Source organism: Desulfosporosinus sp. FKB (genome assembly GCF_002196705.1).
Taxonomy (GTDB): Bacteria; Bacillota; Desulfitobacteriia; order Desulfitobacteriales; family Desulfitobacteriaceae; genus Desulfosporosinus.
In genome coordinates this window covers 1-17,707 of sequence record NZ_NADJ01000007.1, presented here as the reverse complement: position 1 = coordinate 17,707, position 17,707 = coordinate 1, and the positions used below count along the sequence as shown (strand labels likewise).

Below are 17,707 nucleotides of genomic sequence, written 5' to 3'. Positions count from 1 at the left end.
TAGTTTCCCCGCGTACGGTTTTACTTGTATGAGCCTTGGCTCTTATTTCGCATTTTGAGCTTCTTTTTAAAACCATTATGTGTTCGAGGGCTATATCCTGCTGACTCATAGAATTTACAAGCATCAATTCTATTGCTTTCTGTTACAAGTATCACTTGGGTACAATTCCTTGTAGTTGCAATTTCCTCAAGCTCGGATATTAACGCTTTTCCTACTCCTTGGTTCCTATGTTCTTTATCAACTATCATGTTTTCCAGCACTAAAAAGGGCTTACAATCACCATATAATTCCTCGCATATCACTCCCATAACTGAACCAATCAACTTGTTATTTTCAATAGCACTTAGTAGTATATGTGAACTATTCTTTTGAAATTTAATAAACTGCTTATGCATGGTTTTAACGCAGGATTCTTCACTCCAGAATTGTCTATATAACTTTGCAAGGTCACCTATGTCATCAGCAACCATTTCCCTAATAATCATTTTAGTTACCTCCTACCCTTTCCTTAATAACTATTTTAATAACCACCTCGCATTATCCTACATTTGATCATGAATAAGAATTTTATCCGAAGTAATTATTTCTTTTAAAGTTTCTTTGAATAATTAAATAGTGTATGAAGAATTATATTAAACAGATTTAACTTCTCAATTGAAGGAGGGCTTATGGAACAGCATCACATTAATTTAACAACTCCCGAAATTTCTAGTTTATGGAAGGCTTACATGCAAAATATCTCAAATTTATATGTGTTTAAACATTTTCAGCAAAATATGCAGGACTCGGAAATTATGCCTTTAGTAAAAGAACAAATAAATTTATCGCAAAAGTTCATAGATAAAATTAAACAAATATTTACAAACGAAAATTTCCCTATACCAAAAGGATTTTCTGATGATGATTTAATTTTATCCGCACCCGCCCTTTACTCAGACCTATATGGATTAAGCTATGTCTATAGGTTTAATCAAATGGTTTTTAGTGATTATGCTACTATAATAACAAAAGTAGCTCGTGAGGATATTGTTGAATTTTTTTATGAATGTTTAAATTTGAGTGGTGCGTTATTTAAAAAAGCATTAAATCTAATGCTATCCAAAGGTGTCTATGACAGGCCCCCTAAAATGCCTTATCCTCGACAAGTCGAATTTATTCAAAAAAGAGGTTCTCTATTAGAAACATGGTTTGGTGAGCATAGACCATTAAATGCTATGGAATTAGGTGAGATATTTTACATTATTGAAAGAAATTATATTGGACTGCTTATGTTAATGGGTTTCATTCAAGTAATGCATGATAAAGAAATTAAAGACTATCTCATTAGGGGAAAAGGCCTTGCACAAAAGCAAATTGATATATTTAATAAAATTTTGAAGAAAGAAGAACATTTGGGCAACTTGCCAGTTAGTATGGAAGTAACTGATACAACAGTTTCACCTTTTTCCGATAAGTTAATTATGTTTCTAGTTAGCACATCTGTCACCGCAGGACTTTATTTATGTGCGTACGCAATGTCTCTTTCTTTTAGAAAAGATTTAGCATTGCACTATGCTACACTTATGATGGAAATAATGAAATATGGTGAAGAAGGCTTGAAAATATTGATTGAACGGGGCTGGATGGAACAGCCACCACTATCGTTTGATAGAAGACTGTGTTCGAAAGTAATTAAGTAAGTGAACAAAATAAAAATACTGGTTTGCTTGAGACCTAAATCATTACAGTTAATAATATTTATTAATAGGATGCAACACGGTTAATAGCGTACTGAGGAAATTTCTTTGTTAAAACTTTCATTCTACCACAATCGAAATAACTGAATTACAAATGAACTTAGCATAATCCTTTACAAATGCCGTCCAACTACATAGAGGTTGGACGGCATTTTTACTACTAGGTTTAGTAATAATGTGTACCAATAATAAATTACTTAACTTAGAAAGGTGAGAATTAATGCTAAGTTGCTTATAAGTTGCTTAAATTGGTCCTATTCCAAACCCTTTATGCTTGTTCAAATCATATACCCGGATAACATACTTGTTCTTTTCAATAGTATCTGTAAACTCTTTACCGCCATCAACCTTAATTAAATACTTGGTTGGTTGATCATCGGTAATCATACCGAAAAATACGCCGTAATCTTTCTCTGAATTAGTCCCTTCATTAGTAACCAATACCGTAGGGGACCCCTGAAAGAAGATATCATATTTGTATTTATTATTTGGCAGACGTTTAAATACTGCTAATCCAGTCACTTGAGGAAAATCCGGGGTTGGCGAGTATGCTAAAAGCAGTAAATGCAAATTGTCAATGTCTTTTTCTAACTCAATAGTAAAGTTTATTGGCTTACCCTGAAACCAGTATTGGTCAATACATTTCACTAGTTCATCGTGTGTTAAATCTTTGTTAGCAATGTATGCTTTACTATTGGTATAAAAGGAAAATCCACAAGACCCAATTATTAATAGAATACCAACTAATAGTATTAGAAGTTTTGCTTTATCCTTTATCATTAACATCCCACCTAACAGCAAACATCTAGGATACCCTGTATACAACGATTTGATTAACGGTTTAAGAATTATGTAAACCTGTTTACAAGGGCAGCATACGATTACTGCACGTCCCATCAACTTACATCTTTACAAGTGTTGCAAATGCCGTAGATTATTGCCCATGAATAATCCGATCCAGGTTAGAAAGCAGATTAAGGTGGTTAAGTCGAGTTATCATGCATTTTAGAAATTTTCCCGAACAATAATCTACACAAATCAATCAATATAATGGCTATTGTTGATGCAGCTGCATTTCTAATGAGATCATCTCCTTGAAACCATTCCCACAATTCATTAAATAAATAGGTTAGTCCCAATAGGCAAAGGAAAAATGTCACATACCCAAAAATCTTACTTATAAACCTATTCATATTAACAGCAACCCCATTCAAAATTTAACAATCTTTGGCTCCCATTATCAATATTCTTGTGCCTTTACGTCCATCAAATAGCCAAATAATAGGATATTGACCTGAAAATATAGACAAAATACCCAGCAATTTTACCATTATTGTCGAATACTAATGCCTTCATTACTCTTACATTCCATCTTTTCGCCACTCAACCTAAGGTTTCACGAAATAAACTTTAATAACGGAATTTATGGTATATTTTCAAAAAAACAAGGCATACCCTCTAAAAGATGAAGTATGCCTTGATGCGTATGGGTTTTAGCCGTCAATCGAACCGGGAACGACAGGTTATGAAATTACTCCGAATTTATAATCGATCAGTAATCGGATAAACCTCTAGCTTTCAGTTTTTCTACAATATCATTGACGGTAACCACATCTGCAAATTCGTCATCAGTAATGGTTATCTCGAATTCATCCTCCAGGTCCCCAATAATCATCGACATATCTAAAGAATCCACAAATAAGTCTTCCCGCAAACGGCTCTCCAGGGTTATCTTTCTCTTCTTCTTTTGTAAAATATGATTTAAAGTGAATAGTACTCTGTCTTCCATTTTTAGTAAAACACCTTCCCTCAACGCTTATATAATATTGTGTGGGCTGATTCAAATTCTAATTCGCCTTTTGAAACCAATAAGGTTATGGTATGATTTTACAACGGACATCCCGAATTAGATAGCCCAAATTAACCTCTGTTTGGCACAGATATCTTTCATGAACGAACGCTGTGATCCGTTCTTAAAACGAACTACCATTACATTTCCCTCATCGTTAACAATGACTCCCTCTCCAAATGATTTATGTTGTATAACCAACCCTGCAACTAAATCGCTCATAGGGCCTGATACTTCCTGGGGGATCACCTCTTGAGGGTTTTTACCTTGCATCACAAGATTGACCTCACGGATAAAACGGGAAGCTTTCACTCGTTTATGATGATAATAATTCATAGAGCATAAGGTTAACTGGCGTTTAGCCCTGGTCATGCCGACATAGAAAAGACGTCTCTCCTCTTCCAATAATTCGTTCTTTCCCCCTTGTTCAGCTTTGATCGTCTCCCGTTCAGGAATAATCCCTTCGACAAGATCAATTAGGTAGACCTGTTCCCATTCTAAACCCTTGGCAGAATGGATGGTTGAAAGGGTCACGGCATTTTTGTGCTTATTTTTATGCGAAGACGTCATCTGCTCTTCAAGATACGTTAAACGATTGGCAAAATCCACAATTGTACATTCGTTCTGTGCAATTGAACTCAGAAGCTCCAAGAGATTTCTGACATATTCTTCAGAAAAACCTAACGTCTCACATATTCTCTTCATTGCTTTATCATAATCCAGTTGGTTTCGGATATAATGGATAGCCTGAGCAGGTGAAAGAGTATTAAGCTCCTTAAACCACTTTTTGAGGTCTAAGTACTCTGATCTTCCCTTTAAGGTCACTCCCGGTTGTTCAGCCAAGATTTCGAAGATTGAGCGATCGATTGGCATTTGCTTTAGTAAATCAAGATGTTGCTTACGTATAGGACAACTCAACTTGGACCAAATTCGCTCCAAAACGGACAAGCTTTTATCGTTAAATGAAAAGCGAAGGAAATTTAACATATCGTTAATGGCCCAGTGGGTGAAAAACCTCTGTTTACCTGATTCATGCATATAAAAGGAAATATTAGCCCGATCTAATGCATCCGCTAAACAAATGGCGGATAAATTATTTCGGTACAAAACCCCTGCCTTTGCCAAATCCTTTTGACCCTTGAGTTTCTGAATAATAAATTGATTTTGTTCTTTAATTCCTTCAAATTGCCCAACCCGAAGAACGTCTCCCTTGGGATTCTCAGTAAACATATCTTTATAGAATCGCAGTTTATTAGAACGAATAAAACCACAGGCTACCTCCACAATCTGCGGAGTCGAGCGAAAGTTTTGCTCCATGCGAAGGATCTTTGCACCGGGGTAAGTCAGTTCAAACTCTAAAAGATACTTTGGTTCAGCCGCTCGAAACCCAAAAATAGACTGATCATCATCCCCCACTACAAATATATTACTCTTGGGTTTAACGATCATTTCGATGATTTTATGCTGTAGAAGAGACGTATCTTGGCTCTCATCCGTAAGAATATAGTCAAATCGCTTTCGATAATACGCTAAGTACATCGGATTTTCCATTAACTCTTGAAAGGCAAGGGAAAGCATATCGTCATAATCAATCAGACGCGGCCGGCTGCTTTGCTTATGGTTCTCATAATCCTTATAAATAAGTGGGAAATTCTTAATGTCACAATTCAAAAGCTCTTCAGGTTTGCTTAAAGTATTTTTTACGTAACAAATGCAATTCTGCAACCCTTCCAGCTGCTCATCGGTAATTGCGGAAGTATTATGCTTTTCGTAGATTTTACGAAGAACTCCCATCTTGCTTTCAGCACCTGTTTGTTCCTCAATAATTTCAAATCTGGTACCCCTTTGTCGAAAAGCGGTTCGAACTACTTCATAAGCAAAGCTGTGGATCGTAGAAAATTTAATTTCCCCACGGCCTTCATTTTGACTGCTGACCATTGCCCCAAAATTCGCAATAAACCGTTCACGCATTTCCTTGGCTGCTGCCCGTCCGAAGGTTAGACAAAGAATCCTTCGAGGGTCTATGTTTTTAACAAGAATCAAATAGGCTAAACGAACGGTGAGAACCGTCGTCTTGCCTGCACCGGGAACAGCTAAAAGCAAAAGAGGGCCCAGGTTATGGACCACAGCCTGTTTTTGCTGTTCAGTTAAATCAAAACCTCTAGCCTTGATCTCTGCAAAGAAATCCTTCTCGCTAATCACCTTAAATCTCCCACTATGTATTTGTAACACCTTTACTACTTCCTGATGCCTCAAAAATTAGATTCATGCACCAAGAATTATATCATATGGACGCATGGTTTATTGTATAGTGCAATGTCAATCATAGCAAAATCGAGATTACATCTGTACTCAATAAAGATTGTGCCTGCATCTTTGTTATCTTTCTCCAATCCTACACTACCAATCAATTTGATCCGGGTACTCCAAATTCAGACGGATATCATCCGGATTTCGGGCACACCAAACTATAACACTGATTAGTTATAAAAATGGTCAATTCCAGCTTAAAACTTTCATTAATTCGTTCACTCATCTTCCCGTGATAGGCTATCATGTATAGAAACCGTTTTATTGGAAAGGTTGATAATCCCAAATCAGAACTTGGATCAATTAGCCATTTAACAAATGCACTATGCCACATTTCTAGGTGTGATACTGCTAGTGTTTCAAACAAATTACTTTTGCTTTGTAAGCTCTTTAGTAATAAAAAATTAGCATTGGTCAACAGTCTATTCAACTTGTAGTTCAAATTATAATTTCCCATGTTAACCACTCCTAAGATTCCTGCCCGACTCAACAATTGAATGATTCATTTCGATTACCGTTATTAAACAATGTTTTGCCGCGAAAATAATTACGCAAGCAGCTTCCAACTTCCGGTTATAAGCACTTGTAGTCTTCTGCAAATTAAGTCAATACTACTTGCAAGGAGATGATTAGCAAATGCAATCTACTTACGTGTTTAAGAATTTGCGAAAGTTAATTGTTCACATCTATCTTTCAAATTCCATCCTCCAGATAGCCCAAAGTGAACAATAGGCATGTGCTTCATCAGGATATTCAGTAACAAGTATAGATTGAATTTGTTTAGCTTTATCGACATCTTTCTTTAACCCATATTCCGAAATATCATCAGGTAAAAATGCCCTATCAAACCCTCCACAATTAGTCAAAGCACTTATTCTTACGTCATCAATTAAATCATATCCATAGAACCTAAATCTGTTATCTATCTGGATATCAGAACAATCACTTTTTGGTTCTTTAATTACAGCAAGTATCAGTTTTCCCTTGTGGCTTTGAAGTTGATGCCAGCCTACGCTTAAGGATGAGGATTTAGTTGCAACTAGAAGGTTTAAGAATTAGCGGAAGCCTTGGTACCAAGGGTTTCAGCAAGAGCTGGGCCCTTTTTGTATCTACAAACCAATGTTATGGGGTATAATTGAGCAGAACACTGTGACGCATTGGTAGGAAAGTGCGAAATACTACTTAAATTCATATATTGATGGTGGTGTAATTCTTACTTACGGTAAAAAGAGAATTTTATGTTGCAAAAAAATAAAGGTTGATATGTTACCACTAACCTCGAACATAAAAGGAGATAAGATGTCAAATATCATTGAGATAAGCGATTTTTCATCGTCCAATTTGGATATCTTTGCTCGCCTGACGGAAACGCAGCTGCGCAACCGGTTGGAGCCGGAGATGGGCATCTTTATTGCGGAGAGTACCAAGGTAATTGGACTTGCCCTCGACGCTGGATGCGAGCCTATTTCACTTTTGATGGAGCGCAAATACATTGCAGGGCAGGCGCACGGTATAATCACCCGCTGTGGAGATGTCCCCGTCTATACTGCCGATAGCAACCTGCTAGCAGGGCTGACTGGCTTTCAGTTGACCCGCGGTGTGCTGTGTGCCATGCGGCGTCCTCATCTACCCAGCGTTGAAGAGGCGTGTGCCGGTGCAAGTCGAGTGGCTGTGCTTGAAGGTATTGCGGACTCTACCAACGTCGGTGCCATTTTTCGCTCGGCTGCGGCGCTAGGCATCGATACCGTGTTGCTTACCCCCTCATGCTGTGACCCACTGTGCCGGCGTGCGGTGAGGGTGAGCATGGGTACCATCTTCCAAGTGCCATGGGCCCGTATTGGCAGCGAACCCTCGCAGTGGCCGCAGCAGGGCATGAAGAGTCTGCGCAAGCTGGGCTTTAAGACCGTTGCCATGGCTTTAAATGATAACGCTGTCAGCATAGACGATCCGCAGCTCATGGCAGAGGAAAAGCTTGCTATCGTATTGGGTTCAGAAGGTAATGGACTGGCGCCCTGCACGATTGCTGACTGCGATTACACCGCGTGCATCCCCATGTCCCATAACGTGGACTCTCTGAACGTTGCTGCAGCCAGCGCCGTGGCCTTTTGGCAACTCAGGTCCCGGTAAGCTTTTATATTCACATAATACGTCGTAAAATAAGAATAATTGGCAGTTTAAGGAAGGAGAAAACTTCTTTAATCCAAATGCGTAAGTATTACTTATACTATGGATATAAATATTTAGCTGTTATTAAGTTAATTTCTTTTCGACTCAACATTACTTTTGAGTATTTTTTTAATTTCCTTTACATCGTCTGCAATTCGAAATACTTTATAATAAATTATAAACAGGATAATCATTGGTACAACAAAAACGGCGATGTCATTACCCATGGAAATTCCCCCCTTTTAAATGCTTTAGATTATCCTACATTAAAATTTCCCTTGCGACGCTATATCCGAAAAATGTGAATTAATGATGGTCTTTTCCAGTATAATTTTGAACGATAATTTTAAATACAGAAACGCTATTAACTGTTCCATCATCAAATGAAAAATCCTGTCCAGTCTGGTGTTTCATTAACAACGATAGCACTGTTTTCTTTTCTTCAATGGCATCTATAAAGACAACCCTACCCTTTCCAATAATACTTTTAAAGTAATATCCATATTTACAGGCTATATCCGCTGTAATAAGTCTATGTTCACAATCCATTTCAAAACATACATCGCTGTTCTCTCTCAATGCACTAATTTTTCTTCCTTCCTTTGCACTATGGAAAAATAACACCAATTGACTATTTACATAAGTATAGCCGAAATTCATTGGCACAATATAAAGCCCTGCTTTATCGTGCATAGCAATTCTACAAACTTTACACTGGTCAATAATCTGCATTAATTCCTTTAGTTCTGTTATCTCTCTATCTTTTCTTCTCAAATTCATCATACTCCTTTAAATATTATTGCTGCACATTTTGGGTCTACTGTGCAATAAAAGGCCTGCTTGATTTTTATATCAAGTACAGGTCTTTTACTGAATATAATCGGAATAATGCTACACAACACTTAATCAAGCATTATCGATACGCAAAAGCGAATAGTGCCTCACCAGTGTTAGCATCAACCACAGTATTAAATTCATGATGCAAAGGTAACACGACATGACTCCCTTTTGGCCCGCCGGATGGACCTGACCATCCCTTATTACTTATAAAAGAAACGATATATACCGGTTCCTTAGAAAGCCTATGGCCTCCTGCTGCCGGGTCGGTCATTAATTGATACTCTACATTTATTCTATCTTCGCTGAATACCCATATATGATAAGTTTTTACCGCATCCACAATAGCAACGATAGGGTTTATTTTTGCTGAAGCGTTTGTAGTCTCAATTATTGTATTCATCCTATTCAAAGCACTTTTATCCTGAAAAGTCGCTCCATTTGAAGCTATATGAATTTTGGCAAATAGGAACAGACTCCCAGCAATGAGAACAAACACAACAATTATTGAGAGCCATTTAAAAAACTTTAACAAAACACCACCTCTTGAAATAGCTTTTTTCCTGGTCTATCGCAACCTTAGACATAGACTTCTCACGGTTCAGAGTGTTTGGTGCTTTTAGCAAACTTCCATTAATCCTACTAACTATAACTTAGCCTAAGCTAATCTAAGCTTCCAGTTATAGACAAAACGGCTCGGCTACAGAGACATAATATAAAGGAAAAGCCAATAACCGTAATATTTCAGTTATTGGCTAAGGTGCGTTTTGGTTAGTCAAATAATTATTAATTTTTTATAGTGGATGTCGGTTATCCTATAGTGTCCGACTTTATTATCAGTGAAAATTTATTATCCGCACTTCGAATATCCGCAATGGGTGCAGACTACGCAGCCGCTTTCATGGTTAATCGGCATACCGCACTCTGGGCAGGCATTCGCTGGAGCTACGCCCGGAAGGGGTTTCTTTGCAGATATCTTTTCTGAGGGACCCGTAACATTTAAAAGTCCGCTTGCATTTTGCCCTTCAACAGCCTGTACTTGTGTAACATTGATGCCAACTTCGTTATATTTCTTAATGACACGGGCAATTGCATCCGGACAGGAAGTGACGCTGACCCCTTCACGCCGCATACAAGCAGGGCAGCGAATTCCTTTGACTTGCTCAATAATGGCATCAACAGACAAACCCGAACGTAAAGCGATAGAAATCAAGCGAGCTGTAGCCTCTGATTGTGAAGAACATCCTCCGGCCCGGCCGGTATTTGTAAATACTTCACATATTCCTTTTTCATCAGCATTAACACTAACATAAAGATTGCCGCAGCCAATTTTAATCTTCTCTGTAACCCCAATAGTGGTGGTTGGTCTCGGACGAGGCATTACGGTATTCACTTCAGGAACAAACGGGGTAATGGGGGCTGTTATCTGACCAGAAGAGGTCTGGACTTGTCCTTGATCTCTACCTGCAGCTTGTTTGGAGGCATCGGTGGCTGCCGGCACTGTAGTTCCGGTAGAAAGCACTTGTTCCTCCCTGCTTCCATCCCTGTAAACCGTCAACCCTTTGCAGTTCAACTCGTCTGCCAAACGATATGCTTCCGCAATATCTTCTCTCGTTGCTGAATTAGCAAAATTAATCGTCTTAGAAACTGCGTTATCGGTATATTTTTGAAAAGCAGCCTGAATGCGAATATGCCATTCCGGAGAAATTTCTTGAGCTGTCGTAAAGACCTCCTGTACCCAGTTAGGGACTTCCGGTAGTCCAAGAACGGTTCCTTTCTCAGCAATTTTGCGCATAAGTTCCGGCGAATAAAAAGTGTAGTCTTTCGCGAAGGATTCAAAAAGAGGGTTTACCTCAACTAACGAAGTTCCATCCATGACAGTTTTCGTATAGGCCACTGCGAAAAGAGGTTCGACTCCGCTCGAAGCAGCACAAATCATCGATATCGTTCCCGTCGGGGCAATTGTGGTTAGTGTGGCATTACGCAGTTTCATAACTCCGTCATAAATAGAACTTTCATAATTGGGGAAAGTTCCTCGTTCTTCGGCCAGACGTTGGGATTCGATGCGTGCCTCTGTCTGAATAAATTTCATGACTTTTTCCGCATAGTCAACAGCTTCTTCCGTAGCATAAGACGTTTGCAGCAAAATCAACATATCAGCAAAGCCCATTACTCCCAAGCCAATTTTACGATTTCCTTTTACAACCTCATCAATAATCTTTAAAGGATACTGATTGGCATCGATTACGTTGTCTAAAAAGCGTACCGCCAGACGGGTAACATAACTTAATCGCTCCCAATTGATGACCATTTTACCATTTTTCTCAGTTACCATGAGTTTAAGATTAATAGAGCCTAAGTTGCACGCTTCATTGGGAAGCAGAGGCTGTTCCCCACAGGGATTCGTCGCTTCAATTTTACCAAGTTTGGGGGTAGGATTGCTTTCATTTAAACGATCAAGAAAGACAATTCCCGGCTCTCCATTTTGCCATGCATGATCAACAATTTTATCAAAAACCTCGCGAGCAGATAATTGACCTGCTGCTTCCCCAGAATGGGGATTAATGAGGTCATAATCCCGCCCCTCACGGACAGCCTTCATAAATTCTTCCGTAATTCCAACCGAGATATTAAAGTTCGTAATTTCCTTATTGTCCTCTTTGCATTGGATAAAGTCTAAAATATCCGGGTGGTCAACTCTTAGTATTCCCATATTGGCTCCGCGTCGAGTTCCGCCCTGCTTCACGGCTTCCGTAGCTGAATTAAAAACCTTCATAAAGGAAATTGGTCCCGAAGCCACGCCGCCTGTTGAACGAACCATACTATTTTTAGGACGCAGACGTGAAAAACTGAAACCCGTTCCTCCGCCAGACTTATGAATAATTGCCGCATTTTTTATCGCATCAAAAATATCCTCCATACTGTCTTCAACCGGCAGGACAAAACAGGCGCTCAGCTGCCCCAAGTCCCGTCCCGCATTCATCAAGGTTGGAGAATTAGGCATAAACTCAAGATTGGCCATAATTGTATAAAATTCCTTCGCCAAAGCTCGTGTTTCTTTCTCACCTTTGCCATACTTTTCCTCTTCGATGGAGGCAATTACATTGGCGACTCGATAAATCATATCCTCTGGTGTCTCGATAACTTGTCCATCGACTTGTTTTAAATATCTCTTTTCCAAAACAACACGGGCATTAGGCGCTAAATTTACCTTTGGCCAGTTTTTTGGTGCTTGTCCTTCGAAAATCAACTAGAATCCCCCAACTTTCCTTATATCTCTTTTCTTTCCTTATCTGTTAACGTTCCCCGTTTTTCTATAAGTTCATGTAACTCTTCCAAAAAACGTTGTATATCCCCAAACTGACGATATACAGATGCGAAGCGTATGTAGGCCACTTCATCTAAGCTGAATAATTGCTCTAAGACTGCCTCCCCGACTTCAGCACTCGTCACTTCACGCTCATGCGTATTGCGCAGGGTCTTTTCAATGTTATAGGCGGCTTCTTCAATTTGTTCTGTTGAAATTGGCCGTTTTTCACATGCTCTTCGCATGCCGGCCATCATTTTAGAACGGGAAAAAACATCACGTCTCCCGTCTTTTTTGACAACTACGAGCGGTGAATCCTCAAACTTCTCAAAGGTAGTAAACCGACGCATACATCGATCACATTCTCTGCGTCTTCGTACAGTTGTTCCTTCGTCAACCTGACGCGAATCAAAAACCTTCGTGTCCTCGTTTCCGCAGAATGGACAACGCACCCCTTCACCCCCAATATATAGTGTGCTTTTACATTTAAACACACTATATGTAGTATGTCAACTGGCCATTAGTCATGTTTTGAGTCCAACTTTCTAATCATTGTTTGTTTCTTCTTGCTATCTTCGTCTTTCTTGTTTTTTTATTCCGTAGTATTACTTCTGAAAAAGGACAAAATAAATTAGAACCTAAACCATGATCTGAGAAAGGATGTGACAATACTGTGATAAAAAAGATGCCTTCTGAAAAAAATCCTAACCCCAATACAAAACCAGCGCCGCCTAATCATCAGCCGAGCATGGATTCCAGGGATAACCATGGCCTTTCTCAAGAGGAAGCTTTACGAGCTAAGAAGTAACCCCTTCCTGCTTTCTAAGAGAGGCTGCAGCACCTTATCTGTAGCCCCTCCCTTTTGCGAAGAATCCTATCAGGATGTATCACTTCAGGAGTTACCTTATAATGTTACGAAACAGGCAGGAATATCGTATATTTCCGATATTCCTGCCTGTTTCGTAATAAATCTACCTCTTTGCGCAAAAACTATGTAAACAACTGAGGAACAGGAGGTGGATCATGCTCACAAAAATTATTAGAACATCTACTAGGAAGAAACGCCGCCAATCCCCTGAGCCTCTCTTACCAAATCCTTCGGAAAATCCTACAACTCTATCTAAAAAACTAGAGGATAACCGGCAGGCAATTCTAAAGATCTTTCCCAAGGCTGACGATCTGGTAATTCGAGAGTTCACTATTGGAACCGAAACTCCCGTTCAGGCCTTTGCAGTTATGATCTTCGGTCTGTTTAATGAAGATTCCGTTAACGAAAATCTCTTTAAGCCATTACTATCTGTACACAATAATCATCTTACAGGAACTACCTTAGAAATTGTTAAGGAAAGTATATTGTCTGTTTCCAGTGTTGAGGAAGTTCAAACCCTAGAAGATGCCGTTACAGGAATTTTGTCAGGTGATACTGCCTTATTCCTTGATGGAACAGATAGTATACTTATTGCTTCAATTCGCGGCTTTGCAGCACGCAGTGTCGAAGAACCGAGTACTGAATCTGTTATTCGTGGTCCCAGAGAAGGATTTGTTGAGTCTCTGAGCACAAACATTTCTCTTATCCGCAGGAAAATAAAAAATCCAAATTTAATGGTTGAGAAAATGACCGTAGGCAGACAGACAAAAACCTCATTAGCCATCGTCCATATTCAGGGTATTGCCAATGACGAAGTCGTTCAGGAAGTCAAGAAAAGAATATGCCGAATCGAGACAGACTCTGTTCTCGAATCAGGTTATATTGAGTCCTTCATCGAGGATGCCCCTTATTCCTTATTTCCTACCGTTGGTAATAGCGAAAAGCCTGATATTGTCAGTGCGAAATTATTGGAAGGGAGAGTTGCAATATTAACTGATGGAACTCCCTTGGCCTTAACGGTACCTTACTTATTCATAGAAGCGTTCCAAAATAGTGAAGATTATTATTCACGGCCTTATCTTGCAACGTTTATTCGTTGGCTGCGGTGGCTGGCTTTTTTTATTTCTACATTCGTACCCGCTCTTTATGTTGCCATCACAACTTATCACCAAGAGTTGCTGCCGACTTCACTCTTGATTAGCATTGCCAGTGCAAACGAAGGTTCTCCTTTTCCTACGATTGTCGAAGCACTTTTGATGCAAATCGCTTATGAAATTTTAAGGGAAGCCGGCCTTCGCTTGCCCAAGGCAGTTGGGCAGGCCGTTAGTATTGTCGGCGCACTAGTCATTGGGGAAGCCGCAGTATCCGCCGGATTAGTTGGAGCTCCCATGGTTGTCGTGGTGGCCCTAACAGGAATTTCCTCCTTTGTCGTCCCAGCTTTTACAGATGTCACTACAATCGCCCGCTTTGTTCTTCTCATATTGTCAAGCTTTTCCGGCTTGTATGGAGTAATGCTCGGATTCGCGGGGTTTGTTATTCATCAACTCTCGCTTCGCTCCTTTGGAGTGCCTTATATGTCTCCCCTTGTACCACTTAACGGTGCCGGCCTTAATGATGTCATTATTCGTAAACCTTGGTGGGCTATGACTTCAAGGCCTCTTAGTTTAAGCAGAAACAGAACGAGACAGGCCGATTCATTAGCCCCCAGTCCCCCAGAAAATCCCGGCAATTAGGACATAATTAATCAATATACCTCTCCATAAAGGAGATCCTATGTTAGAAGATGCAAAAATCACCCCCAAACAACTTATTTTCCTTGTAGCAATAAGCAGGCTTATCGTTTCGATTACGTTTTTCCCTGTTTTCACTGGACCTCCAGGAAATCAGGATGTATGGATATCGGAAATCTTAAGTCTGCCTGCCAGTCTATTGTTAACAGTTCCATTTTATCTATTATGGAAGCGCTTTCCTGAACAGTCACTCTTTGAATATGCTGAAACACTCCTTGGTAAAACTGGTAAAGCCGTTGTCCTCCTTTATATCTTGTATTTTTTTCATGGACTGTCGCTATTTTTGTACGAATGGAGCGCCTTCTTGACAACTGCCGTTATGCCTGAAACTCCAGTTCTTTTCGTTCTTCTCTTTCTTTTCGCGTTTTGTGCTTATGCAGTTCTCAAGGGCATTGAAGTAATTTCACGGTTTGCTGAATTTTTAGCGCCTTTAGTCTTCGGTGGAATTCTGGTCATATCTCTCCTGCTAGCCAAAGATATGGATCTAAAGGTCTTTATGCCATTCATGGAAAAAAGCATGATATCTATAGGAATGGGTGGATTCGCGATTGCTTTGAAAACATCCGAGATAGTAGTGCTCGCTATGCTGCTTCCCCATTTAAAATCTAAGAAAGAGAAAGCAAAGCTTGTCCTAATATCCAGCTATTCTCTTATAGCACTTTTGTGGCTTATTACAACTGTAACTGTTCTAGGAACTCTAGGGCTTGATTTAAGTAAGATGCTTCAGTTTCCCTATTTTAGCGCCGTTCGTTTAGTGAACATTGGTGATTTTATTGAACGCATAGAATCTATTCATCTCTCAATATGGATCCTCAGTGGTTATCTGAAAACCATCTTATATTTCTATATCATCCTGATCGGATTGAGTCACTTAGTTGGGATAAAGGATTATAGGCCCCTTGTTATCTCAACCCTTACCGTACTTCTTCCGGTATCTCTATCCGTTCAAAGCAACATTTCCGATCTCAATGATTTTTTGTCTTATCCCATATCCATTTGGATTAATATCATTTTCATAATTGTTATTCCCTATCTACTTCTTGCTATAGCCTTCTTTAGGAAGCAAGGTGTAAAGAACATATGAGAAGAAGAATTACTTTAATAATCTTAGCTATTCTTCTATTACTTCTTCTGCCAGGTTGCTGGAACCGAAGAGAACTTAATACTATGGCAATTGTTGAAGCTGTGGGTGTTGATCGGACTGAAGACGGACAAATCGATGTCTCCCTTCAGATTTTAAAACCTAGCGCAATTAAATCTTCAACATCAGAAAAAGCTAGTGGCTCAAAAAGCGTTTGGGTCGTCACGAGCAAAGGAGAAACAGTATTTGATGCCGTACGAAATGCTTCACTGCAAACGGATCGCAAAGCATATTTTTCTCATAACACTGTTTACGTTTTATCTGAAGAACTCGCCCGGAATGGAATCAGCGACGAACTGGATCTATTCACTCGTGATCCCGAATTTCGTAAATCAACTTATGTTTTTATTACCAGGAGAAAAGCTGAAGATATTATAAGAAGTGACTATGAACAAGAGAAAATACCAGCCCAAGCAATCGAGAAACTTGCAAAATCAACATATGCAGCTTCTAAAGTACCCAAAGTCCAATTAATTGATCTCCTCAAAAATTTTGCCAGCAGAACCAATGATTCAATCGTTCCCGGGATTGACATAATCCAAGGGGAAACCAAAAATACAAACGAAGAAAGCCTAAAGCTTGATGGAACGGCGATCTTAAAACGAGATCGTATGGTTGGTTGGTTCAATGCACAAGAAACTAGAGGCGTCTTATGGGTTCTTGGCAAGGTAAAAAGCGGAATCATTGATATTGCAACTCCAGGAGATGAACGCAAAAAATCGGGAATTGAAATTATTAGAGCTAACAGCAACGTTGTACCGGAGTTGGTTGACGGCAATCTCAAAATGACAATTAATGTTCATATGGACGGTAATCTTGGAGAAGAAATGGGGAGCAGCGACTTAGTGAAACCTGAATCCTTTGATGAGCTCGAAAAACGATTGGACACAGTTATCGAAGAAGAAATCAACAGCGCCGTTAGCAAAGCTCAAGATTGGGATGTGGACATCTTCAAATTCGGCCCAGACGTGCATCGCAAGTATCCCCAAGAATGGCCTGAATTAGAAAAGAACTGGCCAGAGGAATTCAGAAAAATTCAAGTCAATATCGTTGTCGATGCCAAGCTCCATTGGTCCGGGTTTCTTAAAAAGCCGGTTCATCCAACTACATAATGAAGGAGAAGAGGCTTGATGAAGGTTTTTATTTATGTCATGGTCCTGATTTTTATCTTCACACTTATATCGCTTTCACAAATTCCTCCCCTAATAAAAAATAAACAGCGTAAAGAACTTATCGTGGTAATAAGCCTCTTATGTATTGGGTTTCTCTTGAATTTTTTGCTTATTATCGGTATTAAATTACCTAATCCCCTTCGAATCCTGGCCACAGTTATTCATTCACTGCTTTAAATACTAACGGTTTACAACTTCACTGAATAAAAACACGAGACTGCCTCTTTGACAGTCTCGTGTTTGTTACCCAGCTAAACGGCATCCCGTGACGATGTACGAGCTTTTCGCCACATTGCAACTTGTGACACATTCTCCTGCAGCGTGGATCGAACGGGTGGAACCCCGGTAGCTTTCTTTCATTTCTTTCATAAACACAGATAGACTGCCTATTGGCAGTCTATCGTTTGTTTTACCTGGCGATGACCTACTTTCCCAGGGGCAATGCCCCAAGTATTCTCGGCCCTGGAGGTCTTAACTTCCGTGTTCGATATGGGAACGGGTGGAACCCCTCCGGCATGATCACCAGATCTC

The 17,707-nt window shown here is 39.6% G+C and carries 14 protein-coding genes and 1 rRNA gene; 6 read left to right on the top strand and 9 right to left on the bottom strand.

The window, feature by feature from the left end; genetic code table 11:
* Positions 1–20: 20 nt before the first annotated feature.
* Positions 21–485: a GNAT family N-acetyltransferase gene (locus B5Y67_RS00850; protein ID WP_088224702.1), complete on the bottom strand. Its 465-nt coding sequence runs from the start codon at positions 483–485 to the stop codon at positions 21–23.
* 183 nt (positions 486–668) lie between these two features.
* On the opposite strand from B5Y67_RS00850, the gene B5Y67_RS00845 reads away from it, so the two are divergent.
* Positions 669–1,679 carry a DUF3231 family protein gene (locus B5Y67_RS00845; RefSeq protein ID WP_088224701.1) on the top strand — a complete coding sequence of 337 codons (1,011 nt, stop codon included), beginning with the start codon at positions 669–671 and terminating at the stop codon, positions 1,677–1,679.
* Positions 1,680–1,979: 300 nt separating this feature from the next.
* Here B5Y67_RS00845 and B5Y67_RS00840 read toward each other — a convergent pair whose 3' ends face one another.
* The 3 genes from B5Y67_RS00840 to B5Y67_RS00825 form a co-directional block, all read right to left on the bottom strand.
* The gene (locus tag B5Y67_RS00840) at positions 1,980–2,516 is read right to left on the bottom strand and encodes a hypothetical protein (RefSeq protein ID WP_088224700.1); all 537 of its coding nucleotides are present in this window, start codon (positions 2,514–2,516) and stop codon (positions 1,980–1,982) included.
* 772 nt (positions 2,517–3,288) lie between these two features.
* Positions 3,289–3,525 carry a phosphopantetheine-binding protein gene (locus B5Y67_RS00830; RefSeq protein WP_088224698.1) on the bottom strand — a complete coding sequence of 79 codons (237 nt, stop codon included), beginning with the start codon at positions 3,523–3,525 and terminating at the stop codon, positions 3,289–3,291.
* A gap of 117 nt (positions 3,526–3,642) precedes the next feature.
* The gene (locus tag B5Y67_RS00825) at positions 3,643–5,787 is read right to left on the bottom strand and encodes an ATP-dependent helicase (protein ID WP_088224697.1); all 2,145 of its coding nucleotides are present in this window, start codon (positions 5,785–5,787) and stop codon (positions 3,643–3,645) included.
* 1,407 nt (positions 5,788–7,194) lie between these two features.
* Here B5Y67_RS00825 and B5Y67_RS00810 point away from each other — a divergent pair.
* Positions 7,195–8,022 carry an RNA methyltransferase gene (locus tag B5Y67_RS00810; protein ID WP_088224694.1) on the top strand — a complete coding sequence of 276 codons (828 nt, stop codon included), beginning with the start codon at positions 7,195–7,197 and terminating at the stop codon, positions 8,020–8,022.
* A 345-nt stretch (positions 8,023–8,367) separates the two neighbouring features.
* On the opposite strand, the gene B5Y67_RS00805 is transcribed toward B5Y67_RS00810, so the two are convergent.
* The 4 genes from B5Y67_RS00805 to nrdR all read right to left on the bottom strand — a co-directional run bounded on the left by B5Y67_RS00805 (position 8,368) and on the right by nrdR (position 12,657).
* The gene (locus tag B5Y67_RS00805) at positions 8,368–8,841 is read right to left on the bottom strand and encodes a pyridoxamine 5'-phosphate oxidase family protein (protein WP_088224693.1); all 474 of its coding nucleotides are present in this window, start codon (positions 8,839–8,841) and stop codon (positions 8,368–8,370) included.
* A 133-nt stretch (positions 8,842–8,974) separates the two neighbouring features.
* On the bottom strand, positions 8,975–9,433 hold the full coding sequence (locus B5Y67_RS00800; protein WP_088224692.1) for a hypothetical protein: 459 nt from the start codon (positions 9,431–9,433) through the stop codon (positions 8,975–8,977).
* A 315-nt stretch (positions 9,434–9,748) separates the two neighbouring features.
* Entirely contained in the window at positions 9,749–12,148 is a 2,400-nt protein-coding gene (locus B5Y67_RS00795) for a vitamin B12-dependent ribonucleotide reductase (RefSeq protein ID WP_088224691.1), read from the bottom strand.
* A gap of 20 nt (positions 12,149–12,168) precedes the next feature.
* On the bottom strand, positions 12,169–12,657 hold the full coding sequence (gene nrdR / locus B5Y67_RS00790; protein ID WP_088224690.1) for a transcriptional regulator NrdR: 489 nt from the start codon (positions 12,655–12,657) through the stop codon (positions 12,169–12,171).
* Between the two features lie 221 nt (positions 12,658–12,878).
* Here nrdR and B5Y67_RS26095 point away from each other — a divergent pair, with 221 nt between their 5' ends.
* The 4 genes from B5Y67_RS26095 (at position 12,879) to B5Y67_RS00775 (ending at position 17,116) form a co-directional block, all read left to right on the top strand.
* Positions 12,879–13,013 (top strand): hypothetical protein, encoded by a 135-nt coding sequence (locus B5Y67_RS26095; protein ID WP_282432738.1) that lies wholly within the window; start codon positions 12,879–12,881, stop codon positions 13,011–13,013.
* A 215-nt stretch (positions 13,014–13,228) separates the two neighbouring features.
* Complete coding sequence (locus B5Y67_RS00785; RefSeq protein ID WP_088224689.1) at positions 13,229–14,806, top strand: spore germination protein; 1,578 nt, start codon at positions 13,229–13,231, stop codon at positions 14,804–14,806.
* A gap of 40 nt (positions 14,807–14,846) precedes the next feature.
* Positions 14,847–15,947, top strand: coding sequence for an endospore germination permease (locus B5Y67_RS00780; RefSeq protein ID WP_088224688.1), 1,101 nt, complete (start codon positions 14,847–14,849; stop codon positions 15,945–15,947).
* Positions 15,944–17,116, top strand: a complete 1,173-nt coding sequence (locus tag B5Y67_RS00775) for a Ger(x)C family spore germination protein (RefSeq protein ID WP_088224687.1) — start codon at positions 15,944–15,946, stop codon at positions 17,114–17,116. Before B5Y67_RS00780 ends, B5Y67_RS00775 begins: the two co-directional genes overlap by 4 nt.
* Positions 17,117–17,587: 471 nt before the next feature.
* Here B5Y67_RS00775 and rrf read toward each other — a convergent pair.
* Positions 17,588–17,703: ribosomal RNA gene (gene rrf / locus B5Y67_RS00765) — 5S ribosomal RNA — on the bottom strand.
* Between the last annotated feature and the right edge of the window lie 4 nt (positions 17,704–17,707).

Coding starts and splice junctions, on each gene's coding strand:
- B5Y67_RS00850 (WP_088224702.1), bottom strand. CDS start 485: ATGATTATTAGGGAAATGGTTGCTGATGACATAGGTGACCTTGCAAAG.
- B5Y67_RS00845 (WP_088224701.1), top strand. CDS start 669: ATGGAACAGCATCACATTAATTTAACAACTCCCGAAATTTCTAGTTTA.
- B5Y67_RS00840 (WP_088224700.1), bottom strand. CDS start 2,516: ATGATAAAGGATAAAGCAAAACTTCTAATACTATTAGTTGGTATTCTA.
- B5Y67_RS00830 (WP_088224698.1), bottom strand. CDS start 3,525: ATGGAAGACAGAGTACTATTCACTTTAAATCATATTTTACAAAAGAAG.
- B5Y67_RS00810 (WP_088224694.1), top strand. CDS start 7,195: ATGTCAAATATCATTGAGATAAGCGATTTTTCATCGTCCAATTTGGAT.
- B5Y67_RS00805 (WP_088224693.1), bottom strand. CDS start 8,841: ATGAATTTGAGAAGAAAAGATAGAGAGATAACAGAACTAAAGGAATTA.
- B5Y67_RS00785 (WP_088224689.1), top strand. CDS start 13,229: ATGCTCACAAAAATTATTAGAACATCTACTAGGAAGAAACGCCGCCAA.
- B5Y67_RS00780 (WP_088224688.1), top strand. CDS start 14,847: ATGTTAGAAGATGCAAAAATCACCCCCAAACAACTTATTTTCCTTGTA.
- B5Y67_RS00775 (WP_088224687.1), top strand. CDS start 15,944: ATGAGAAGAAGAATTACTTTAATAATCTTAGCTATTCTTCTATTACTT.